The following is a 20,622-nucleotide window of genomic DNA, read 5'->3' as shown; positions in this document are numbered from 1 at the left end:
AATCAGGCGGTGACTGGCTGCATCAGTTCGAAGATGTTGCCCCAGGGATCGGAGAAGAACGCGATGCGGCTGCTGATCGCCGGAACATCGAATGGCTCATGCACGATTTTTCACGCTACGGCGCTTCAACTCGGCAACGGCCTTGTCGACGTCGTCCAGGCGAAGGCAAAGGTGATGCCACCCCGACAGGCCGAGGCTGGCGCCAAGATCCGCGTATACGGGGCGCTCGGCAGCGCCGGGGCCTGCCAGAAGCTCAAGGCGGAAGCCGTCATCCACTGCCGGCGAAAGAAAGACGAAGGTCATATCGTCGCCAGAAGGTACGGTATCCACGACGCTGAAATCCAGCTTTCCGGTGTACCATGAGATCGCGGCATCGCGGTCAGGCACTCGGAGCAAAGAAGGGTCGCATCAGGTCATAGCGCGAACGGCAGGTTTCGAAAAGCGCCATGAGGGTCAGCAAATGGCGCTCCTTGTCCTGCTGGTGCAAGCGTTTCCCCACCCCCGCACCGTACTGCGGTCGGATTCAGGCATCTTGCCGGAACTCACGATAATCGTCATCCTTGCCAGCCCGACGGCCAGCGTTCCGACCGGTCGTCACGGAGTGCTCGCCCTTGCAAGAAGACGATGACGGAAACGCATTCCAAGAGGCGATCCTCGCTTCGGTGGTTCGCTCATCGCTCGACTGCGTGATCGTCACGGACGAAGCCGGATTGGTTGTGGAATTCAACGCGGCGGCCGAGGCGACCTTCGGCTATTCGCGCGCTGAAGCGGTCGGCAGACAGATCTCGGAGCTCATTGTCCCGCCGCATCTGCGCAAGGCGCACGCAAACGGGCTTGCCGCCTATCTTGCGGGTGGCGCCCCGCGGTTGCTCGGGCGTCGCACAGAGCAGACTGCCATGCGAGCGAACCGCACCGAGTTTCCGGTGGAACTCACGATCACCGAAGCCCGGAGCGGCAAACGTCGTTTCTTCACGGCGAGCTTGCGCGACCTGTCGCAGCGCCACGCTGCCGACGCAGCTCTGCGTGCCAGCGAAGCCCGCTTGGCGGCATTCATGAAGCATGCTCCCGTAGGCATGTATCTGAAGGATACCGACGGACGCTATCTGGTCGCCAATCCGGAAATGGGAAAGGTCTTCGGCCGGCCAGCCGAGAGCGCGATCGGACTAAGCGCGGCCGACATTTTCGGGCCGCAGGAGGCCGCGATGATCGCGGAAAACGATCGCCGCGTGCTGGAATCGGGACAGGCGATTGCAATCGAGGAATTTCTAAGCAACGCGGTCGACTATGCCTGGAGCCTTGTCGTTCGCTTTCCCGTGCTGTGGGCCGATCAGCAACAGGCGCGCATCGGCGGCTTCGATATCGACATCACCGAGCAGAAGCGCGCGGCCGAGCGCCTGCAGCAAAGCGAGCGGCGCTTCCGAGACCTCACTCACCATCATCCGGTTCCGGTCGTGTTCATAGACTCGCGAACGAGGCACCTGATTACCGCAAATCCCGCCTTCCGCGAGATCATGGGTATAGGCCCGCGTGACGAGGACCGCTTCCGCCAGCACCGCTGGTTCGCCACACGGGAAGACTATCGGCGCCTCAAGGCCCTTTCACGTCAGCAGCCGCGCGCCGACGGCGTGGAGGCTCAACTTCGGCGTCTGGACGGCTCCGTGTTTCCCGTGTCGCTGAGTTGGCGCCACATCGAGATGGACGACCGACCGGTGATCGTCGGCAGCATTCTTGATCTCACCGCAACCAAGGCGGCTGAAGCCGAACTGGCGCGGTCGCGCGAGGCATTGGCGCAGAGCGAGCGGCTCAATGCACTTGGTTCGCTGCTTGCCGGCGTTTCGCACGAACTCAATAACCCCTTGGCGGTCGTCGTCGCGCAGGCCCAGTTGCTGGAAGAATTTCTAGCCGGAACCGCCCACGCACAGCGGGCCGGCAAGATCAGACTCGCCGCCGAGCGCTGCGCGCGCATCGTGAAGACTTTCCTGGCAATGGCGCGACAACGCCAGCCGGAACGCCGCAGTACCGACGTCAACGATCTGATCCGCGCAGTTCTTGACATCGCCGGCTACGGTTTGCGCACGGCAGGCATCGAGGTGCAGTGCCGGCTCGCCGAGGGCCTGCCGCCTTTGGAAGTCGACCCTGACCAGATGCATCAGGTGTTCTACAACCTGATCGTCAACGCGCAACACGCCCTGCAGGAGATACCGGCACCGCGGCGGATCGAGATCGAAACGTCGCTTGAAGGCAATGACCTCCAGATCGTGATCGCCGACAATGGCCCCGGTGTGCCCGCCGAGATCCGGAACCGCATTTTCGATCCGTTTTTTACCACTAAGGCTCAGGGTGCGGGCACCGGGATCGGCCTCGCTTTCTCGCTCGGCGTGGTGCAGTCGCACAATGGACGGCTGACCCTGCTTGACCGTGCGGACGGCGCGCATTTCCGATTGCTGTTGCCGGTGGAGGCCTGCACTTCGTCAGATTCAGTCGAAGGTGTTGCGGCTCACTCGGTCGCGGACATCGGTTGTACCGCCCTTGTGGTCGATGACGAGCGGGAGGTTGGAGAAACGGTGGCAGAACTACTAGAGGCTGAAGGTTTTGCCGTCAGGATCGTCGAGGACGGTGCCGGTGCCAAGGCAGCGCTGATGAGTGCTGTTTTCGATGTGATCTTTTGCGATCTGCGGATGCCGAACATCGACGGCCCCGCCTTGTTCGACTGGGCCTGTCAGGCAACCCCGGGCATGGCGGAGCGATTCGTTTTCGTTACCGGCGACACGCTCGGCGGCGCTGCGGCGCGCTTCCTTGAACGGGCCGGTCGACCAGTTGTCGAGAAGCCATTTTCGCGCGATTCTATCCGCCGGGCACTAAGCTCGTTGGCAGACGTTCCGCGCTAGCCAAGCGCGAACGTCTGGTGTGATGCCCGATGCGCGTTCGTAGGCATCTCGCTGTTACATCGCGGTGACAAAAACACCGCCACGGTGGCGTCAACCGGTTACCAAGGGCAGTAAATATCTCCGGCCTTCTGGGAGGAGTGGCGTGTCAGCGTCCCCAGAGGCTGCGTGGGCGTATCCCCGGTTGGCTGTTAGCGCGGCGACTGGATCGCTCCACGCCTCGCAAGCGGGATAGCGAAATCTCGTAAAGGCAAAGTCGAGCTGCGTTTTCCGTTCTGTATCGGCGACGGGCGGCGACTGGGAGAGACGGATACCATGCACATGGGGCGTCTGGAAGGTGCCAGGACATGGACGCGGGGCGGCCCGCGCGCAGGCGCTTGGTCGAGCGGTGCAATGACCACGCAGCGCCACCTCGCAGCGATCATGGTTTGCGACGTGGTCGGCTATTCCCGCCTGACGGAGCGCGACGAGCGCGGCACGCTCGAGCGGCTGAAGATCTACCGCAAGGACCTGCTCGAACCGCTGGTCTCTGAGCACCAGGGTCGGATCGTCAAGCTCACCGGCGACGGCATGCTGTGTGAGTTCGCGAGCGTCGTCAACGCGGTGGCCTCGGCGATGGCGATCCAGCAGGCCCTGGCAGAACACGAGGCGGAGATGCCCGAGGAAGAGCGGATTCGCTTTCGCATCGGCGTCAATCTCGGCGACGTGGTCTGCGAGGAGGACGGCGACCTCTACGGCGACGGGGTCAATATCGCAGCCCGCCTCGACGGCATCGCCGACCCCGGCACCGTGGTCGTCTCAGGCACCGCCTACGACCACCTTCAGGGCAAGCTCGACTGCAGCTTCACGCCGCTCGGCAACCTGCGCCTCAAGAACATCGAGCGGCCTGTGCGCGCCTACCGCGTCGAGACCGACGCCGGCGCCTCGCTGGCTGCATCGCCTCCGCTGCCCGCGAAACCCTCGATCGCGGTTCTGCCTTTTACCAACATGAGCGGCGATCCCGACCAGGAATACTTCGCCGACGGACTGGTGGAGGACATCATCACGGGATTGAGCCGGGTGAACTCCTTCTTCGTGATCGCCCGCAACTCGTCGTTCACCTACAAGGGCCGGGCGGTGGATCTGCGCCAGGTCGGGCGCGAACTGGGCGTCCGCTACGTGCTCGAAGGCAGCATCCGCAGAGCAGGATCGCGGGTGCGCATCAGTGGGCAGTTGGTGGACGCGATCAGCGGACACCATGTCTGGGCCGACCGCTTCGAGGGCGACGTGAGCGACATCTTCGACCTGCAGGACAAGGTTACCGAGAGCGTCGTCGGCGCTGTCGAACCGAGCATCCGGCTGCAGGAGATCAAGCAGGCGCGCATGAAGCCGACCGACTACATCGGTGCCTACGACCTCTACCTTCGTGCGCTGCCGCGCTTCTACAGCATGACGCGCGAAGGCTTCGCCGACGTGCGCCGGCTCACCAACGAGGCGCTCAGCATCGACCCAGACTTCACCCTGGCGAAGGCACTCGGTGCCTATATCCGCAGCCTGTCGGTGAGTCAGTGCTGGCACGAGCCCGACGATATCCGCGTCGCCGTGCGCATGGCCCGCGAGGTGCTGGCGGACGCGCGAGACGACCCGACAAGCTTGCGTTTCGCCGCGCAGGTGATCGCCTACAGCGCCAAGGATTACGAGACGGCGCTGGACACGATCGAACGGTCCCTGCTCCTCAACCCCAATTCCGCGCAGGGCCATACGGGCAGCGGCTGGGTGAACGCCCATTCCGGCCACCCCCTCGTTGCGATCGAGCACTTCCACAGGGCGATGCGGCTGAGTCCGGTCGACCCCGAGAAGGGCATCGCGCTCTCCGGCATCGGGATGAGCTACCTGATGCTCGAACGCTACGAGGAGGCGCTGGCTTGGGGAGAACGAGCGCTGCGCGAGATGCCGAATTACGGCTCCTCGCACCGGGTGGTGATCATGGCGCTGGTCAAACTCAACCGGCTGGACGAAGCGCAGGCGGCGGCGCGGCGGCTGATGGAGGCGTTCCCGACCTACACGCTCGGCCTGCAGAAGCAGATCAACCCGTGGCGGGACAAGGTGTTCGCCGAGCACTACGTCGAAGCGTTGGGTATTGCCGGCGTGCCGGAGTGATCGTCGCGGTTGCAAAGATGCCCGCTCCTGCGCGTCACGTCCGGCCAGGCGACGCGCCCCCTTGATCCCGCGTCGCTTCAGGAAGGATAGTTCTCTGGCCGGCTTGTCGAGGACCGAGCGCGTAGAGCAGCTGTGAACAGCCGGCGAGCTCTCTGTTGGGTTCGCGTCGAACTTCCGGTTTCCACCGATATGTTGAAAAAGTCGGCGTCGCGGTCGCCCGTGGCACTTAAAGCGACTTTCATGGCGCTCCTTCAAGCTGCCTTTCGCGCATCGGCCGGAGTCGACCTTGGCGGAAATTCGAACCAGACACTACCGTCGCGGTGCGTCCGTCTGGCGGACGCGGGTAACGCCGGAAGCATTTTCGTCGCCGCCTATCTGTTGGTGTAGATCGGCCGTCGCGTCGTCACACCGGGAAAAGACGATGCGCCGAGGCTTGTCATCATTTGGAAGTTCTTCGATGCACACCGAAATCGCTTGCAGTTCTGCGAAGCGATTCGCAATTGTCGCCGCAATCCACGTCCCACCTGGAGGCTCCCATGGCCGAGGTCCTGCTGTTCCACCACGCACAAGGGTTGACTCCCGGCGTGCGCGCGTTCGCTGACGACCTGCGGGCAGCCGGGCACACCGTGCATACGCCGGACCTGTTCGACGGACGCACATTCCAGAGTATTGACGAGGGTCTCGCCTACATCGGTGAGATCGGGTTCGACGACATGCGGGAGCGCGGCGTCCGCGTCGCCGGCGAACTGACGCCCGAGCTCGTTTACGCCGGATTCTCGTTCGGCGTACTGCCGGCGCAGAAGCTCACACAGACACGACCCGGTGCCTGCGGAGCCCTGCTCTTCCACTCCTGTCTGCCGATTAGCGGCGAGTGGGCGTTCGGACCCTGGCCGGACGGCGTCCCGATCCAGATCCACGGTATGGATAACGACCCGATCTTCATCGGCGAGGGCGACATCGACGCCGCTCGCGAGATCGTGGAGAAGGTCGAGGACGCGGAGCTGTTCCTCTATCCCGGCGACCAGCACTACTTCGCCGACAGCTCGCTCCCGTCGTACGACGCGGCTGCCACCGCACTGCTCACGCGGCGGGTGCTCGAGTTCCTGGACCGTGTCTGACCATGTCGGCGAGGGCCTCATTGAGGAGTATTGGCAGTTCTCGTCAAATCTCCATAGGGTCGAATTCGCGATCACCACCCGCGCGTTCGTTCCCTGGAGGGCTTCCGGACGCCGGCCCCGGCACCCAAATTCCTAATCTGTAGGTCACAGGTTCGATCCCTGTCGGGATCACCACGTTTTCAACAGGTTACCTGACGGTTGCGTCGGCGCTCGGCTGTGAACGCGTGCGAGGAAGTCGCGCACCAACGCAAGCGCCTCATCGAAATGGGTTTCCAGTAGCCAGTGGCCGGCGCCATCGAGGAGATGGAGCTCTGCTTGCGGCAAGTCGCGCTTGTAGGCGCGGGCCGATGCGGCCGGCATGTAGCCATCCTCAGGACCCCAGACGATCAGTGTCGGTGGTTGCCGTTCGCGCAGATAAGCCTGGTATTTCGGGAACCAGTTGAGGTTCGCCTCCAGCTTCTCCATCAGGCCGACCGCGAGCCGCCGACGGGGCGGCGTGTCCATCAGAGGCCAATGGAGTTTCCACAGATCCGGTGGCACGCGCTCGGCCACGACCTCGCCAACCTCACCGATGAACTCGTGGCGGAAGCCCTCCTCGCTCACCGCTTCTTCCAGCGGGCTATGCTTGTCGGGCGTCTTGTCGTTCCAATACGCCTTGATGGCTGCGTATTTCGGGCCAAGCACGTCTTCGTAGATGTCGCCGTTCTGGATGATAAGCGCGGCAACGCGCTCCGGATAGGCGATGGCGTGGCGCAATCCGATCTGCGAGCCGTAATCGTGCAGCCAGAGCGCATAGTGGGACAGGCCGAGCGTGTCCGCGAAAGCCGCCAAAAACCCGGCATAGGTCTCGAAATCGTAGCCGAATGCAGCCATGTCGGGCGTAGCGCTATAGCCGAAGCCAGGAAAGTCCGGGGCGAACGTGTGCCAGCGATCAGCCAGTCCGGGCATCAGCCTTCGAAACTGATAGGAGGAACAGGGATAGCCGTGCGGCAGCAGAAGCACGGGAGCGTCGGCCGGGCCTTCCTCGCGAAAGAAGACAGTAATTCCGTCAACTCTGATTTGGCGGTGTCGCAACTTTGCCTCCTCGATTGAAAGGCTCCGAAAATGACTGGTAACCTCCCGCATCCCGTTGTGAGCGCCTGGACCCGAAACTCATGATCAGGTCGAGGGTTCCCGGTCGCGGCGGTGGAAGCGACCAAGGAACCCCGCCGCCGATCAGATCGTTTGGCGATATCTGGCCAGATCAACCCGAGGCAGATATGCCGCATGCTCGCAATCGCATGGAGCCGAACATCGGCAAAGTCTGCCGTGGATTCGGGGCTTGGCGCAATGCTGCGTGACGTCGATTATGTCCTGCAAAAACTCGACTGGATGCGCGCCGAAGGCATCTGGCCCAACGGCTTGCGATATCTGTGGACCGATGCATTCGGGGTCGTGCTCTACGTCTCGCTTTATGCGGAACTTGGCGAAGAGCGCTGGCTGGACGAGGCCGAGCGGCTGGTGGTGGATGTCGAGCGTGTGCTCGGCCGGCGGCGCGGATTGAGGATCGGCGAAGCGCCGGATCGCGACGGCCAGTATTTCCACTATCTGGCGATGTGGCTGTTCGCCCTGGCGCGTCTCGGCGATCTGAAGCCGGAATATCGCAAGCGCGGCATTACGCTGGCGCGGGACATTCACCCGGCATTTGTGGTCCCCGGCCGCGGCGTGATCTGGAAGATGCAGGAGGATTTGAGCGGTCCTTACCCCGGCTACGGCCTCGGCAGCATGGATGCCTATGACGGCTACGTCTCATATCGCATGCTCGACGAAGAGGAACTGGCGCCCGAGATCGCGCAGATGCGTGACCTGATGGAGCGCGATTGGCGCACACTCGACGTCGACCAGGACCTCGGCCTCGGCATGATGCTGTGGCTCGCCCATTTCTTTCCCGACGAGCCGTGGGCCGAGGCCCAGACGGGGCGTTCGCTACGAACCCTGGAAACGATGTGGGTCGACCCGCCCGGTTATTTCAGCCGCGCGCCATGGCTGCGCGATACCAAGTTCGCCTTCACCAATTACGGCGTATCGCTCGGCCTGCAAGCCGCCGGCATCTGGCCGGGGCGTGTCGATAGGCTGAATGCCTTCTTCGAGGACTGGCGCTCCGGCGACGAATACGACCGCGAGGCGATCACCTGGGTGATGGCCTGCACCTCGCGCCTTCCCGGTGCTTTTCTGACCCGGGGTGGCGGGACAATGACTGAAAGAAGCAACCAAGCTCGGGAACGTTCCCCTGCTGGCGCGGTTGTCGATGGAAGTGCATCGAGACGCAAGGAGCGCGGTTGAAATGGCCATTCTCTTGGGAAAACCGGGAAGCTGTTGGGTAGCGGCAGCCAGATCCACGAACTACCCCCAGCTCGAAGGTTCGATCCGTGCGGACGCCGTTGTCGTGGGTGCTGGAATTGTCGGGCTGACGACGGCGCTTCGCCTTTGCGAGGCAGGCCGGTCGGTGGTCGTCGTTGAAGGCCTGCGCACGGGCGGACAGGTGACCGGCCGCTCGACGGCCAAGATCACCACGCAGCATGCACTGATCTATCGTCATCTCATCGACACTGTCGGCCGGGAGTTGGCCCAGGTCTACGCCGATGCGAATTCCGCCGGCGCCCGACAGATCCGCGATTGGGTTCGCGAGTACGCCATCGCCTGCGATCTCGAGGGCAAGGACGCCTATACCTACACCTGCAATGAAAGCCGGCGCGCGGAGGTCGCGGCCGAGGCGGAGGCCGCGCGCCAGGTCGGGCTGGAGGCCGAGATCCTCGACCACGCGCCGCTGCCTTTCGAAACGGCCGCCGCGCTACGGTTTTCTGACCAGGCGCAGTTCAATCCGGCGATGTATCTGGTTGGCCTGGCGGAAGCGGTGACGGCCCATGGCGGTCGGATCTTCGAAAACAGCCGCGCCACGTCGATCGACGAGGCAAGCCGCTGGCGCATCGTCACCGATGGCGGCGCCGTTGATGCCGGGCATGTCGTCGTCGCCACCAACATGACGGTGAAGAGCCCCATCGGCATGGCGAACCGGACGCAGCCGCGCTGCCACACCGCCATGGCCTTTCGGATCGACGATCCCTTTACTGTCGACGGCATGTTCATCGGCATCGACGATCCGACGCATTCCATCCGCACGGGCCACGATGCCGAAGGGCCGCTGCTGGTCACGCTCGGCCCCAAGTTCAACACCGGCTGGGACGGCGACGTGGCCAAACGGTTTGTCGAACTGGAAAAATGGGCAAGAAAGAACCTTTCGGTCGGCGACGTCGCGTGGCGCTGGTGCAATGAGGATTATGATACGGCAGACAGGATTCCATATGCCGGCGAGCCCGATCCCGCCAAGGCAGCCGGCTTCCACATTGCCACTGGCTTCAACGCCTGGGGCATCACCAACGGGACGGCCGTGGGCGCGATGATCGCCGACCTGATCTGCGGCCGCCCGAGCCCATGGCAAAAACTCTACGATCCGGCCCGGCCCTATCCTGAGGACTTCCACAAGAACGGCCGCAGTCAATCGATCGTCTCGAGCACCCACGACATTGCGCCTGGTATGGGGGGCGTGATCGTCAGGGGAGAGGAAAAGATTGCGGCGTGGAGAGACACCGAAGGCGCACTACAGGCGGTTTCGGCGACTTGCACCCACAAGGGCTGCACCGTAACCTGGAACACTGCGGACCACACCTGGGATTGTCCCTGCCACGGCTCGATCTTCGCGGCCGATGGTTCGGTCATCCACGGCCCTGCCCGAAAACCGCTTGCCCAGATTACGCTGTGAAGGCGGCGACCGACGCCCTCCGCGTCACGCCGGCCGTTCGTAGGTTCCGACCAACTCCGTCTCCTCCAATGCGTGTTTCTGGGCTTGCTTCCAGACCTGATGCACGCCCGCCTGTCCCGGTACGCTGAGGCTCGGCACATCAAGCGCGGCCAGCCGGAAATGGTAATGATGGACGCCATGCCCTACGGGCGGCTGCGGGCCATCGTAATAGGCATTGCCGAAATCGTTGGTGCCTTGCCTGAGTGCCGACGGACCGGGCTTGCCGTCTGCTGCCTCGGCGAGTTCGCCGGCATCGGGCGAGATGTTGAATACCGCCCAATGTCCGAAAGTCCCGCTTGGCGCATCGGGATCCAGCACGACAAGAACAAGGCTCTTGGCACCATCCGGAACACCGGACCACTTCAGTGGCGGCGAGACGTTCTGGCCGTCACGCGTATACCTTTCGGGAATTTTTCCGCCTGCCGGGAACGCCGGGCTGATAAGGGTGAGTGGCATTGCTGTTTCCCCAAGAAGATTGCGACCAAGAAACCCGCGCCGGCGCCGTTCACGCCGCTTGCTGAGCTTCGGCGACGCGTCTGATCTCTCCTGGCAGGGATTCCCAGACCTTGTGCATCTGTCCTTCTCCGACATGATGGGCAAGCACCTTGGACACGGCCCTGAATGCATCCTTGGAATCGACCGGACGGGTGAATTCAAGCTCCGCCTTGATCTTGGCCAGAAATTCGTCGAGCGACCGCATCTTCTCGGGAGCCTTGGAAGGTTGATATTGGTCATTGAAGGCGCCACGCACCAGAATCGGCAGCTGCGAGCCGAGGTGGGCTGCAAGATCCGGCTGCATACGGTCGCGCAGGGCGTGTAGCACCGCTCCGAGAACGTGCCAGGCGACCTGCCGATCCGGTCCAATCTCGTCCATGATCTCGTCGAGCCAGATGTTCGTGGTCTGCAGTGTTTTGTCGAATACGTCGAGTCCAGTGGCGTTCATCGAATCCTCCTTCCGTTCAAATCCGATTACGGCGGATGTGACCAAACAGTCCTACCTGCCGGTTGTTCCCCGATGCGCATTCCGCGGTTTTTCGGACCGCCTTTCCCGGCCGGCGTGCGGAACATCCTCATGGGCGGACGAGTTTTATTTGCTGTCGCCGATCACATGGCGGCGAGCGATGCAAACAGGAAAAACAGGAGAAGAACCATGGCAAACCGTGACTTGGCGTCCTGGACGCCATCGCGAAGTCTTTATCCATCCGGACGAGATCCGCTTACGTCATTCCACCGGCAGATCGATCGCCTGTTCGACGACTTCTTTGCGCCAATGGCCGAAGCGACTACGGCCGGCGATCTTTGGCCGAGCGTCGACGTATATGAAACAGACCAAGCCTATAAGGTCACCGCCGAATTGCCGGGGCTCGAGCAGAAGGACGTTGAGCTCAAGCTGCGCGACAACACCCTCTCCATCACGGGCGAGAAGCGTTCGGAGCACAAGGAAGGCGTTGGCGGCCGCACCTATAGCGAACGCAGTTATGGCCGGTTTCAGCGGACCATCTCCCTGGATGCGGAGGTCGATGCCGACAAGGTGCAGGCCACTTTCAAGAACGGCGTTTTGGCTGTCGAGCTTCCGAAGAACCCCGCAGCAAAGGACAAGACACGCCGCATTGAAGTGAAAGCGCGATAGTTGCCAAGCTGAAGGCTGCCTGAGCAGGCGGTGCTCAGCTAAACGGCGAGCGCGGTACAACCTGCGGGCAAGCGCCCTAGCGCCGGGGATTGTCCGTCGCCTCGGAAACGCCTTCGAGAGCGATTTTGGCGGCTTCCTCATCGGTCCGCCCGAGGTCGGCCAGGGCGATGACGCCGACGAGGCGCTTGTCGTGGTTGATCACCGGAAGACGACGCACCTGATGCTTGGCCATGATCTTCGCCGCATCGGTGATATCGGCGTCGTCGAAGCACCAATAGACATGCTCGGACATGACCTCGCGGACGGTCGTGTTGCCGGCTGAGCGCTCCTCGGCGACGCCGCGCATCACGATGTCGCGGTCTGTCACCATGCCGACCAGCCTGTCATTCTCGCCGACCGGAAGGGCGCCGAGATTGTCGGCCCGCATTTTCCGGGCGGCATCCCTAATTGTCGTGTTCGGGCCGACCAGTTCGGTCCGACGGCTCATGATCTCCTGAACTTGCATGGGATATTCCTCTCTCTGACTGCTGAGGCAACAAGCCGCCAACCGCGCCTGCTGCTGCGCATCGCGAGATCGCCAGCTATCCTGACGAGGCATGTACGGATCACGATCTTCTCGATCCGCGCGCGAACGCGCCTCCCGGCACCTCGCGATCGAAACTATTCTTGGAACGTCCCGGCAGCGAGCGAGTTCCAAAATGATACCGGTGCCGCAGCCATCCCACGGGATGTGGCCGCAGGTTGGTGAAAGAACATCCACCGGGAAAACAGATGCACGCGGATTGAAGGTCATGGCTGTCCTCTTTTCAGATCGCCGCGAGGCCGGGCGGCGGCTCGCCGGGGAGCTCGTTCGCTTTGCCGGCCGCGACGACGTGATCGTATTGGCGCTGCCCCGAGGCGGCGTGCCGGTCGGCTACGAGGTCGCGCAGGCACTCAAGGCACCACTCGACGTCTTCGTCGTGCGCAAGCTCGGCGTCCCCGGCCACGAGGAACTGGCCATGGGGGCGATCGCGCCCTCCGGCGTACGTGTCCTAAACGACGAAATCGTCAGCGGTCTCGCGATCCCGCCACATGTCGTCGACGCGGTCGCTGCAAAGGAGGAAAAAGAGCTTCTGCGCCGCGAGCACCTCTATAGGGCCGGGCGACCTCCACCGCAGTTGAATGGACGGACCATTATCCTCGTGGATGACGGGCTTGCGACCGGATCGACCATGCGGGCCGGAATCAAGGCGCTGCGAAAAAACCACGCCGCCCGTATTGTCGCGGCCGTTCCCGTCGGTAGCCCCGACACTTGCGACGCGATGCGGGCGGACGCCGACGAGGTCGTTTGCGCGACGACACCAGAGCCGTTGCTCGGTGTCGGGCGCTGGTACGTGGATTTCTCGCAGACGAGCGATGAAGAGGTCCGCGCGCTCCTCGCCAGGTCCGTGCCCAAGCCTGCAGCTTCCGACAAGACTGCCGCTTCCGAAGAGGAGTTGGCTGGGCACGCGGGCGCGGGTCCGGCGCGCGGCACCAGATCGCCATAGCGGAGGTGGATATGGACCGGCATAGCGAGCACGTCGTTCATGTTCCCGCGGGGCCTGTCACGCTTGAGGGCAATCTTTCGTTGCCCCCGGATGCTCGCGGCCTCGTGCTCTTCGCCCATGGCAGCGGAAGCAGCCGCCACAGCCCGCGCAACCGCTACGTGGCCGCAAGGCTGAACGAGGCGAACCTCGCCACCTTCCTCGTCGACCTGTTGACGGCCGAAGAGGAGCGGATCGACCAGGTCACGGCCGAGTTGCGCTTCAATATCGGACTGCTCGCCGATCGGCTGGTCGGCGTCACGGATTGGCTCGCCGCCTCCCCGGACACGTCGGGGTTGCGTCTTGGCTATTTCGGCGCGAGCACGGGCGCCGGTGCCGCCCTGGTGGCGGCGGCCGAGCGGCCCGACCAGGCCGCGGCGGTGGTTTCGCGTGGTGGCCGGCCCGATCTCGCAGCGCTCGCCCTGCCGCGCGTCCGGGCGCCGACCTTGCTCGTCGTCGGAGGCGCGGACACGCAAGTGATCGCACTCAACCGCTCGGCTTTGGTGGCGCTCCGCGGCGAGAAGGAGCTCGCCATCGTCCCTGGCGCGACACATCTGTTCGAGGAGCCCGGCGCCCTGGACGAAGTCGCGGATCTCGCTACCCAATGGTTCTTGCGCCATCTGGTTTCGGACAGATCGGCGTCGACGTCCTGACAGCCGGGGCTTGGATCACCAGTCCCGGGATCATTTGCGTCCTCAACGCGTTATGATCCTCATAAGACCGCGCGAAGCGGCAACCCGAAAGGCTGTCGCAACCCGTATGTGGGAGAAAGACAATGCCGGACAAGAAAACCATCGAGAAGGCCCGAAAGGACAAGCGCGAGGGCAAATCGCCGAGCACCCAGGCCGGCGAGTTCGTGCACGAGGAGATCGATAAAATCCGCCGCGGCGAGCACGGCGCGCGGTCGACCCAGCAGGCTATCGCCATCGGGCTTTCCGAGGCCAGGCGCGCAGGCGTAGACCTGCCCCCGCCCAAAAAGGGCAAGGTGAAGGAGAGCACGCGCAAGAGCGCCGAATACGCCTATGAGGCCGGCCAGGGCGAACGCACGCCGAAACGCCGCCCGCGGGTCTCGAAGGCCGTCTCCAAGGTGCTCGAGCACGAGCCGAAGAGCACGGCGTCGCACGAGGCGCTCTCGCAGCAGGCCAAGCGTGCGGCCTCGCGCCGGACGGCTGAGGAGCGCTCGGCCGCCGCGAAGAAGGCCGCCGAGACGAAAGGCGCCAGCGGAAGGAAGGCGGCGGCGCAGAAGGCCGCCAGAACGCGGGCACAGCACGCATAGTTCAGGACGGCAGTTCGCCTCCTGGAAACCCGATATGGCCCAAACGACCGGCGAGATCGCCAGTCATAAACGCTTATCCCCGCCACACCCCTTCCCGGCGCAGATCGTCCATCGTGCGCGAAATACCTTGGCGCAGGATCGACACCATGTCGTCGATCTGCTCGCGCGTGATGATCAGCGCCGGGACATGACGCACATATTGATCAGCGGCCTGACCAGCAGGCCGAGCTCGCGGCAATGCGTGTCGATCCCGCTCCGCAGCTTGATCTGCCTCGCTTATGGCCCCGAGGCTCTGCTGTCGATGGCCGACTGAATAATTTTTCGGGCAGCAATGCGGCCGGCGACGATGGCGCCCTCGACATAGCCCGGAAATGACGGCGACAGCTCCGACGAGGCAAAATGGACCAGCGGAGCGCCCGCACGGATAATGCGTTCGGCATCCGTTGCCGTCGCATCGACGATCAGATCGCTGTAACCGCCGCCGCTCCAGCGATCCCCGGTCCAGTCGCGATAACTGAGATCGATAATGCCGGCCGCCTCGATACCGAGCGCCTCTTCCAGCTTTGACGTCACCTTTGCGCGTAACGCCGCGTCGTCCATATCCCGCCAGCGCTGCGCCAGCGGCCCGCCGATGAAGACGACAAGTGCTGCATGATCCTCGTCCCTGCTGGCATCGCAGGCAAAAAGCCCGTGCGGGTCGCGCCACATCACCATGCCGCTCAAGCCCCTGTCGCGCCAGAAAGCCTTGGGGTAGCGCACCAGCATCTTGATCACCGCGCCGCTTTGCCAGACGCTGAGGGCCCTCTTCAGCACAGCCGGCAGCGGCGGCACGAAATCCACTCTCGAGGCCATCATCGGCGGTACGGCGACCAGTACCGCTCGTGCCTCGATCGCGCCGGCAGGCGAAACGACGCGAACCCCTCCCGGGCCGTGCTCAATGGCCTCGACAGCTGTACTCAGCCGCAGTCGATCGCCGAGATCCCGCGCAAGATCATCCGCCAGCGAATGCATGGTTTCGCCCACGAAATACTGCAGCTCCGACACCTCGTTGGTGATGCGGCGATCATTGTCGATCAAGTACCACAGCGGCAGCCTTTCCATTGCCAGGCACCACAGGCCCTCGATCATCGACCGAAAGGCGGCCTTCGCATCGTCGGGATCGGCCTGGCGATCGAGCCATGCCGCGACCGTCAAGCCGGCAATGGTCGGGTCGTTCGGTGCGATCGCGTTCATCCGCTCGCGCATTCGCATCGCGGTGCCGTAAGTGCGCCCGGCTTGCGCCTCGCCCATTCGCGGCTGCGTGACGAATTCGCCTGCGACATGGGTCTCGACCAATGTCTTGCCGCGCGCTCGTACCAGCGCCATTAATTCCGGCATGTCTTCGCACAAGAACTGGCCGCCGCTGTCGATCCGCTCGCCGAGCCCGTTCTGCACAGCTTCGACGCGGCCGCCGACACGGTCGCGGGCTTCGAGCAGCACGACATCGATGCCGGCGTGGTCCAATTCACGCGCGGCCGACAGGCCGGTGAAGCCGGCGCCGACGATCGCCACATCGGCTCGTTCGATCTTGAACTTCATTAGCCGGCCTTGATCTTCTCGAATGTCAGGGGCCGGATCATTGTCTTCATTGCTGGTCCACCCTCTTTTTGATGGTTCACGCCGGCCTGGCACCGCGGGCTGCGAAGTTCGGATAGTGCTTGGGGAATGCCGCAGACAGGAACTCATTCGCGGCCTGCAGCGCCGTCTCGCGTGTGGCGTCCTCGGTGCCCATCATCAAATGCAGCCACAGACCATCCAGCATGGCGCTGAGCGCCAGCGCCATGACTTGCGGCTCATAGGCATAGAAGCCGCTCTGCTTGAGCGCCGCGCAAAGATCGATGAAGATGTTCTGGTAGACGGCATCGCGTGCGCTGCTCAGCGCCTGATATTTCGGTCGCGATTTGGCCTCGCCCCAGAAGGCACACCAGGCAGCCAGCTTCCGCTTGTTGCAGATCGAGCGGTCGAAATCGGCCGCCACCAATGCCTGCAGCTGGCGGGCGGGATCATCGCCGGCCCTTTGCAAGGCGCTGCGCCAATGCGCCGAATACTCGTCATGCATGTACTGCAAAGTGGCGACGAGCAGCTTCTCCTTGCTCTCGAAATGGAAATTGACGATGCCGCGCGACAGGCCGGCGCCGTCGGCGACGTCGGCCATAGTCGTTTCCGAATAGCCGCGCTTGGCCAATGAATCGATAGTCGCTTCGATCAGTTGAACCTGCCTCGTCTCTTTCGACGCTTTGCGGCCGCGCTTATCGGAATCGCTTTTTCGCGCCGGTTCGAGGAGGGCTTCGCGCGCCTCTGTTGTCTTCATCGGGTAACGGTCTCCAGCATCGCCGGCTAGCCGACCGGCTTCGGCCGCGAAGATCAGTGGGACGGTGTTTGGCACTGTCAAGCACCTTCTGCATGGCTGCCCATATTCGAATGTTCTCGTCGAGATTGCATCCTTGGAGAAAACGACGTCGAAGGCGCCATCGGCGAAAGGCAACGATCCCGGCACGCGGACCAGATCAGCGCCGCCGAGTCCGCCTGCAGCGGACCTTGGGTCGAGATCTACGCCAGGCGCGAGCTGCAATATCAAAAGCTGCTGAAGCGTGCCAAACTGGTGCCGCGGCTGGTCATCAAGCTCGGCCGCCGCACTGCCAATCCGCCTGCGGATTTCTGAATATGGCCGACGACATCGACAGTCACGAAATCGACGCTGAAGCCGCCGAACAGTGGCAGCTGGTCAACACGCCGCTCGGCGAAAAATGGTCGGGCCGCACCCGCTATGCCGCGGCCATGTTCTTCTACAAGCGCGGCGAGATGAGCGCTGAAACGCTGGAGGTCTACCGCATTTGTGCGAGGCTGGATTCGACCGATCCGCTGCCGATCATCCGCGACCGCGGCGTCGGCCAGGACTGGCTTAAACGCATGGGTTTCGAATAGTCCGCCTCCAAACTGTGTTCCGGACAAGCCGGCATCACCCGCTTAGCCGATGGTCTTCTCCAAGATGCCGAGCCAGTTGCGATAGGCGATCTTCTCGATCAGCGCGCGCCCGAAGCCGCGCGCCGCGAAAGCGTCGAGCAATCTTGGCAGGCCGGCAACGTCGCCTATCACGGCCGGGATCATGGCGCCGTCGAAATCCGAGCCCAGGCCGACGCCGTCTTCGCCCAGCGCCTGCAGCAGTGAATCGACATGGCGCACCATGATGTCGAGGCTGGTGTCGGCGTTCATCCTGCCGTCCTCACGCAGGAACCCGGTGGCGAAGTTCAGCCCGACCATGCCGCCGGAGTCGCGGATCGCGCCGAGCTGCCATTCGGTGAGGTTGCGCGAATGGCCGCAGATCGCGTGCACGTTTGAATGGGTCGCGACCAGCGGTGCGTCACTGATCTCGACGACGTCGCGGAAACCTTTTTCGTTGAGATGCGAAAGATCGATCATGATCTTCAGCTGGTTGCAGGCTTTCACCAGCGCCTTGCCGGCATCGGTCAGCCCCGGCCCTGTATCGGGCGACGAGGGGAAGCGGAACGGCACGCCGTGGCCGAAGGCATTGGGACGGCTCCAGACGATGCCTAGCGAGCGCAGGCCGGCCGCGTGGAGAACGTCGAGCAGGGTGAGCTCAGGGTCGATCGCCTCGACCCCTTCGATATGAAACACCGCCGCAATCGAGCCTTGCGCCATCGCCTTCCTCACATCGCCGGCGCTGCGGCAGACGGTAAGCGCCGAAGCCCGCTCCAGCCTGAACAGGATCGAGGCCATCGCTACGGTGGAGTTGAGCGCATCGGCGCGCGGAACCTCGGGCGGCAAGGGCTCGCTGTCGCTCGGCGCCAGCGGCACCGCACCGCGTTTGGATTTCTCGGCAGGCGGCGGGAAGATCGCGAACATGCCGCCGGCAAATCCGCCTTTCTTCGCGCGCGGCAGGTCGATATGGCCACCCGGCGTCCCCTCGACGAACAGCTTTTCGACGTCCGCATCCTTCGACTGGTAGAGCCTGAGCAGCGTGTCGTTGTGGCCGTCGAAGACGGGAACGAGATCGGATTCGGTCATGGGGGCCATTCGGTTGAAGTGGTCGGTCCGCAGAAGGCGAGCCGGTTGTTGCCAATACTTAGGCAAGACGGGCGCTCTGCGCAAATCCCGCGTGTTTGCCTTGTGTTTGTACGCCGCCAATGGTTGAAGGGGCACGCGGTAAAGCCGCGCACCCTTTCTCCTGTCATTCACCGAGGGGCTGCCTCTTACCGCTTCAGCACGTCCGCCCATTCCGGATGGCGGCGGAACTGAGCATTGGCGAACGGGCAAAGCGGGATGATCGTCTTGCCCGCCGCACGCGCATCCTCGACGGCACGGGTGACCAGGCGAAGTCCCGCGCCCTGGCCGCGAAACGCATCCGGCACTTCTGTATGGTCGATGATGATCTGGTGCTCGCCGATCTTGGTGAAGGTCATCTCCGCCTCGGCGCCGCCCGGCCCACGCAGCAAGTAGCGGCCCTTCGAGCCGCGGTCCTCCAGTTCAATCTCCGGCAATAGGTCAGACATGGCTTGCGGTCCTTTCATCCGACGCCACGGCGAACAACTGCCGCGCCGCCTCGATCTCGCCCGGCCGCACCTCATGGCCGCCGTCATGCCACTCGACTGTGACATCGGCGCCATCGGCGCGCAAATAGGCTTCGAGCCGCGCCGTCAAATTAGGCGGACAGATCGGGTCTCGCCTGCCGGCGGTGACCAGGATGCGGCTGCCGCCAAGGCTGCCCTTGACCTCCGGCTCGAACGGGATCAGCGGATGCATCAGCACCGTTGCGTCGAACAGCGACGGCTCGGCAAACAGCACCGAGGCCAGGATGTTGGCGCCGTTGGAATAACCGAGGCCTAGCACCGAAGATGGCTTTGCCGCCTCGACATGCGCTTTGACGAAGCCGGCCATCTTGTCCGTCGCTCGCGTTAGGTCGCCCATGTCGTAAACGCCCTCGCCGGTACGACGAAAAAAGCGTGCGGCGCCTTGTTCCGAGACATCGCCGCGCGGGGCAACGATCGTCGCTTGCGGCGCAAGATCGCGCCCAAGCGACAGAAGCTGATCCTCGTCGCCGCCAGTGCCATGGAAGACGAAGAGCAACGGTCCGCCCGGCGAACCGGGCAGCACCTTGTGAATATACGAATCCTTGCTCATAACCTTGCCCTCAGTCTTCCAGTTTCTGCAGATGCTGCTCGAGATAGGGCCGCAAATGCTGGTGTTGCGACGGCAGTTTCAGCGCCTCGCCGAGATGGGCGGTATCCTCGTCGCGGTCGAAGCCCGGCTCGTTGGTGGCGACTTCGAACAGCACGCCGCCCGGTGTGCGGAAGTAGATCGCCCAGAAATAATCGCGGTCGATCACTGGCGTCACCTGATAACCTGTATCGAGCAGCGCCTTGCGCACTTCGAGCTGCTTGGCGCGGTTCTCGACGGCGAAAGCGACATGGTGGACAGAGCCGGCGCCGAGATTGGCGAAGCCGGCCCCTGGCAGCGATTCGATATCGACCACATCGGCGCCGTTGCCGTTCTTCACCGCCAGCCGCCTGACGTTGCCGGATTTGTCGACCTCCTCATAACCCATGAATTTCAGCAGCTCTTCGGTGGCGCCGCCATCTTTCAGCCTGAGCGACACCGAGTGGAAGCCGCGGATCGCCTCGTCGGTGGGGATGCCACCCCTGGGCCATGGCGCACGGCTGTCCGCTCTGTCCTCGACCAGCGCAAACCCGTCGCCGTCGGGACCGGCGAACGCAAGGCGCTTCTCGCCGAACGTCTCCTCGCGGGACAGCCCGGTGACACCTTGCTCGGCAAACCGTTTCTCCCAATAGCCGAGCGTGCCCTCGGGCACCGAATAAGCGGTGGTGCCGACTTCGCCGACTCCATGGCGGCCTTTGCCGATGTTCGGGAACGGGAAGTAGGTCATCACCGAGCCGGGCGTGCCGACCTCGTCGCCGTAATAGAGGTGGTAGACGTCGGGTGCGTCGAAATTGACGGTTTTCTTGACCCGCCGCAGGCCGAGCGTCCCGGTGAAGAATTCATTATTCTGGCGCGCATCGCTGGCCATCGAGGTGACGTGATGCAGGCCCTTGACCTGGTCGAGCATGTCTGTTGCTCCTTTCCTTGTGTCGGTGCGGCCCTTGCCGCTGTCCACGCGAA

22 protein-coding genes and 1 pseudogene are annotated in these 20,622 nt (G+C 63.5%); 10 read left to right on the top strand and 13 right to left on the bottom strand.

Translation table 11 applies throughout. The annotated features are described in order from the left end of the window. Nucleotides 1-2 precede the first annotated feature (2 nt). Entirely contained in the window at nucleotides 3-104 is a 102-nt protein-coding gene (locus NKH83_RS31580; RefSeq protein WP_502895514.1) for a VOC family protein, read from the bottom strand. Further along, nucleotides 97-387 carry a VOC family protein gene (locus NKH83_RS02080; RefSeq protein ID WP_352801861.1) on the bottom strand — a complete coding sequence of 97 codons (291 nt, stop codon included), beginning with the start codon at nucleotides 385-387 and terminating at the stop codon, nucleotides 97-99. The genes NKH83_RS31580 and NKH83_RS02080 overlap by 8 nt, the downstream gene beginning before the upstream one ends. A 224-nt stretch (nucleotides 388-611) precedes the next feature. On the opposite strand from NKH83_RS02080, the gene NKH83_RS02075 reads away from it, so the two are divergent. The 3 genes from NKH83_RS02075 (at nucleotide 612) to NKH83_RS02065 (ending at nucleotide 6,142) form a co-directional block, all read left to right on the top strand. Then, on the top strand, nucleotides 612-2,888 hold the full coding sequence (locus NKH83_RS02075; protein WP_352801859.1) for a hybrid sensor histidine kinase/response regulator: 2,277 nt from the start codon (nucleotides 612-614) through the stop codon (nucleotides 2,886-2,888). A 390-nt stretch (nucleotides 2,889-3,278) separates the two neighbouring features. Beyond that, on the top strand, nucleotides 3,279-5,024 hold the full coding sequence (locus tag NKH83_RS02070; RefSeq protein ID WP_352801857.1) for an adenylate/guanylate cyclase domain-containing protein: 1,746 nt from the start codon (nucleotides 3,279-3,281) through the stop codon (nucleotides 5,022-5,024). A 536-nt stretch (nucleotides 5,025-5,560) separates the two neighbouring features. Then, nucleotides 5,561-6,142 carry a dienelactone hydrolase family protein gene (locus tag NKH83_RS02065; protein WP_352476230.1) on the top strand — a complete coding sequence of 194 codons (582 nt, stop codon included), beginning with the start codon at nucleotides 5,561-5,563 and terminating at the stop codon, nucleotides 6,140-6,142. 168 nt (nucleotides 6,143-6,310) lie between these two features. Here NKH83_RS02065 and NKH83_RS02060 read toward each other — a convergent pair whose 3' ends face one another. Next, nucleotides 6,311-7,267 (bottom strand): alpha/beta fold hydrolase, encoded by a 957-nt coding sequence (locus NKH83_RS02060; protein WP_352476229.1) that lies wholly within the window; start codon nucleotides 7,265-7,267, stop codon nucleotides 6,311-6,313. A 204-nt stretch (nucleotides 7,268-7,471) separates the two neighbouring features. On the opposite strand from NKH83_RS02060, the gene NKH83_RS02055 reads away from it, so the two are divergent. Together NKH83_RS02055 and NKH83_RS02050 are read left to right on the top strand one after the other, a co-directional pair. Further along, nucleotides 7,472-8,464, top strand: a complete 993-nt coding sequence (locus NKH83_RS02055; protein ID WP_352476228.1) for a hypothetical protein — start codon at nucleotides 7,472-7,474, stop codon at nucleotides 8,462-8,464. A 1-nt stretch (nucleotide 8,465) separates the two neighbouring features. Then, complete coding sequence (locus tag NKH83_RS02050; protein ID WP_352801854.1) at nucleotides 8,466-9,941, top strand: FAD-dependent oxidoreductase; 1,476 nt, start codon at nucleotides 8,466-8,468, stop codon at nucleotides 9,939-9,941. 24 nt (nucleotides 9,942-9,965) lie between these two features. On the opposite strand, the gene NKH83_RS02045 is transcribed toward NKH83_RS02050, so the two are convergent. Next, nucleotides 9,966-10,436, bottom strand: coding sequence for a YbhB/YbcL family Raf kinase inhibitor-like protein (locus NKH83_RS02045; RefSeq protein ID WP_352476226.1), 471 nt, complete (start codon nucleotides 10,434-10,436; stop codon nucleotides 9,966-9,968). Between the two features lie 49 nt (nucleotides 10,437-10,485). Beyond that, complete coding sequence (locus NKH83_RS02040; RefSeq protein WP_352476225.1) at nucleotides 10,486-10,923, bottom strand: DUF2267 domain-containing protein; 438 nt, start codon at nucleotides 10,921-10,923, stop codon at nucleotides 10,486-10,488. A 129-nt stretch (nucleotides 10,924-11,052) separates the two neighbouring features. On the opposite strand from NKH83_RS02040, the gene NKH83_RS02035 reads away from it, so the two are divergent. Further along, nucleotides 11,053-11,610 (top strand): Hsp20/alpha crystallin family protein, encoded by a 558-nt coding sequence (locus tag NKH83_RS02035; protein ID WP_352801851.1) that lies wholly within the window; start codon nucleotides 11,053-11,055, stop codon nucleotides 11,608-11,610. Between the two features lie 76 nt (nucleotides 11,611-11,686). Here NKH83_RS02035 and NKH83_RS02030 read toward each other — a convergent pair whose 3' ends face one another. Beyond that, a complete protein-coding gene (locus tag NKH83_RS02030) occupies nucleotides 11,687-12,115 on the bottom strand; it encodes a CBS domain-containing protein (RefSeq protein ID WP_502895512.1) in 429 nt (142 codons plus the stop codon). A gap of 286 nt (nucleotides 12,116-12,401) precedes the next feature. On the opposite strand from NKH83_RS02030, the gene NKH83_RS02025 reads away from it, so the two are divergent. The 3 genes from NKH83_RS02025 to NKH83_RS02015 all read left to right on the top strand — a co-directional run bounded on the left by NKH83_RS02025 (nucleotide 12,402) and on the right by NKH83_RS02015 (nucleotide 14,448). Then, on the top strand, nucleotides 12,402-13,136 hold the full coding sequence (locus NKH83_RS02025; RefSeq protein WP_352801848.1) for a phosphoribosyltransferase: 735 nt from the start codon (nucleotides 12,402-12,404) through the stop codon (nucleotides 13,134-13,136). An 11-nt stretch (nucleotides 13,137-13,147) separates the two neighbouring features. Further along, nucleotides 13,148-13,825, top strand: a complete 678-nt coding sequence (locus NKH83_RS02020) for a dienelactone hydrolase family protein (protein WP_352476221.1) — start codon at nucleotides 13,148-13,150, stop codon at nucleotides 13,823-13,825. Nucleotides 13,826-13,947: 122 nt separating this feature from the next. Beyond that, nucleotides 13,948-14,448 carry a DUF6496 domain-containing protein gene (locus NKH83_RS02015; RefSeq protein ID WP_352476220.1) on the top strand — a complete coding sequence of 167 codons (501 nt, stop codon included), beginning with the start codon at nucleotides 13,948-13,950 and terminating at the stop codon, nucleotides 14,446-14,448. A 73-nt stretch (nucleotides 14,449-14,521) separates the two neighbouring features. Here NKH83_RS02015 and NKH83_RS02010 read toward each other — a convergent pair. The 3 genes and pseudogenes from NKH83_RS02010 to betI all read right to left on the bottom strand — a co-directional run. Continuing rightward, nucleotides 14,522-14,697, bottom strand: a pseudogene (locus tag NKH83_RS02010) (aspartate aminotransferase family protein); the annotation flags it as partial. Nucleotides 14,698-14,724: 27 nt separating this feature from the next. After that, complete coding sequence (locus tag NKH83_RS02005) at nucleotides 14,725-16,026, bottom strand: flavin monoamine oxidase family protein (protein WP_352801845.1); 1,302 nt, start codon at nucleotides 16,024-16,026, stop codon at nucleotides 14,725-14,727. A gap of 76 nt (nucleotides 16,027-16,102) precedes the next feature. Next, nucleotides 16,103-16,798, bottom strand: coding sequence for a transcriptional regulator BetI (gene betI, locus NKH83_RS02000; RefSeq protein ID WP_352801985.1), 696 nt, complete (start codon nucleotides 16,796-16,798; stop codon nucleotides 16,103-16,105). A 353-nt stretch (nucleotides 16,799-17,151) separates the two neighbouring features. Between betI and NKH83_RS01995 the strand changes: the two genes are divergently transcribed. Further along, the gene (locus tag NKH83_RS01995) at nucleotides 17,152-17,412 is read left to right on the top strand and encodes a hypothetical protein (RefSeq protein ID WP_352801843.1); all 261 of its coding nucleotides are present in this window, start codon (nucleotides 17,152-17,154) and stop codon (nucleotides 17,410-17,412) included. Nucleotides 17,413-17,454: 42 nt separating this feature from the next. Here NKH83_RS01995 and NKH83_RS01990 read toward each other — a convergent pair whose 3' ends face one another. The 4 genes from NKH83_RS01990 to NKH83_RS01975 form a co-directional block, all read right to left on the bottom strand. Beyond that, entirely contained in the window at nucleotides 17,455-18,513 is a 1,059-nt protein-coding gene (locus NKH83_RS01990) for a dipeptidase (RefSeq protein ID WP_352476217.1), read from the bottom strand. A 185-nt stretch (nucleotides 18,514-18,698) separates the two neighbouring features. Beyond that, nucleotides 18,699-18,998: a GNAT family N-acetyltransferase gene (locus tag NKH83_RS01985; RefSeq protein ID WP_352476216.1), complete on the bottom strand. Its 300-nt coding sequence runs from the start codon at nucleotides 18,996-18,998 to the stop codon at nucleotides 18,699-18,701. After that, nucleotides 18,991-19,626: an alpha/beta hydrolase gene (locus NKH83_RS01980; RefSeq protein ID WP_352505036.1), complete on the bottom strand. Its 636-nt coding sequence runs from the start codon at nucleotides 19,624-19,626 to the stop codon at nucleotides 18,991-18,993. Before NKH83_RS01980 ends, NKH83_RS01985 begins: the two co-directional genes overlap by 8 nt. Before the next feature lie 10 nt (nucleotides 19,627-19,636). Then, entirely contained in the window at nucleotides 19,637-20,569 is a 933-nt protein-coding gene (locus NKH83_RS01975) for a VOC family protein (RefSeq protein ID WP_352801840.1), read from the bottom strand. Nucleotides 20,570-20,622: the final 53 nt, after the last annotated feature.

The sequence above is a fragment of the Mesorhizobium sp. M0909 genome, assembly GCF_040319515.1.
In the GTDB taxonomy this organism is placed as follows: Bacteria; Pseudomonadota; Alphaproteobacteria; order Rhizobiales; family Rhizobiaceae; genus Mesorhizobium.
This window is presented reverse-complemented; position numbering and strand designations above follow the sequence as displayed.

What these genes read in the sequence shown, in the direction of transcription:
- NKH83_RS02070 (WP_352801857.1), top strand. Translation starts at nt 3,279, where the DNA reads ATGACCACGCAGCGCCACCTCGCAGCGATCATGGTTTGCGACGTGGTC.
- NKH83_RS02065 (WP_352476230.1), top strand. Translation starts at nt 5,561, where the DNA reads ATGGCCGAGGTCCTGCTGTTCCACCACGCACAAGGGTTGACTCCCGGC.
- NKH83_RS02060 (WP_352476229.1), bottom strand. Translation starts at nt 7,267, where the DNA reads ATGCGGGAGGTTACCAGTCATTTTCGGAGCCTTTCAATCGAGGAGGCA.
- NKH83_RS02055 (WP_352476228.1), top strand. Translation starts at nt 7,472, where the DNA reads ATGCTGCGTGACGTCGATTATGTCCTGCAAAAACTCGACTGGATGCGC.
- NKH83_RS02050 (WP_352801854.1), top strand. Translation starts at nt 8,466, where the DNA reads ATGGCCATTCTCTTGGGAAAACCGGGAAGCTGTTGGGTAGCGGCAGCC.
- NKH83_RS02045 (WP_352476226.1), bottom strand. Translation starts at nt 10,436, where the DNA reads ATGCCACTCACCCTTATCAGCCCGGCGTTCCCGGCAGGCGGAAAAATT.
- NKH83_RS02040 (WP_352476225.1), bottom strand. Translation starts at nt 10,923, where the DNA reads ATGAACGCCACTGGACTCGACGTATTCGACAAAACACTGCAGACCACG.
- NKH83_RS02035 (WP_352801851.1), top strand. Translation starts at nt 11,053, where the DNA reads ATGGGCGGACGAGTTTTATTTGCTGTCGCCGATCACATGGCGGCGAGC.
- NKH83_RS02030 (WP_502895512.1), bottom strand. Translation starts at nt 12,115, where the DNA reads ATGCAAGTTCAGGAGATCATGAGCCGTCGGACCGAACTGGTCGGCCCG.
- NKH83_RS02025 (WP_352801848.1), top strand. Translation starts at nt 12,402, where the DNA reads ATGGCTGTCCTCTTTTCAGATCGCCGCGAGGCCGGGCGGCGGCTCGCC.
- NKH83_RS02020 (WP_352476221.1), top strand. Translation starts at nt 13,148, where the DNA reads ATGGACCGGCATAGCGAGCACGTCGTTCATGTTCCCGCGGGGCCTGTC.
- NKH83_RS02015 (WP_352476220.1), top strand. Translation starts at nt 13,948, where the DNA reads ATGCCGGACAAGAAAACCATCGAGAAGGCCCGAAAGGACAAGCGCGAG.
- NKH83_RS02005 (WP_352801845.1), bottom strand. Translation starts at nt 16,026, where the DNA reads ATGAAGTTCAAGATCGAACGAGCCGATGTGGCGATCGTCGGCGCCGGC.
- betI (WP_352801985.1), bottom strand. Translation starts at nt 16,798, where the DNA reads ATGAAGACAACAGAGGCGCGCGAAGCCCTCCTCGAACCGGCGCGAAAA.
- NKH83_RS01995 (WP_352801843.1), top strand. Translation starts at nt 17,152, where the DNA reads ATGGCCGACGACATCGACAGTCACGAAATCGACGCTGAAGCCGCCGAA.
- NKH83_RS01990 (WP_352476217.1), bottom strand. Translation starts at nt 18,513, where the DNA reads ATGACCGAATCCGATCTCGTTCCCGTCTTCGACGGCCACAACGACACG.
- NKH83_RS01985 (WP_352476216.1), bottom strand. Translation starts at nt 18,998, where the DNA reads ATGTCTGACCTATTGCCGGAGATTGAACTGGAGGACCGCGGCTCGAAG.
- NKH83_RS01980 (WP_352505036.1), bottom strand. Translation starts at nt 19,626, where the DNA reads ATGAGCAAGGATTCGTATATTCACAAGGTGCTGCCCGGTTCGCCGGGC.
- NKH83_RS01975 (WP_352801840.1), bottom strand. Translation starts at nt 20,569, where the DNA reads ATGCTCGACCAGGTCAAGGGCCTGCATCACGTCACCTCGATGGCCAGC.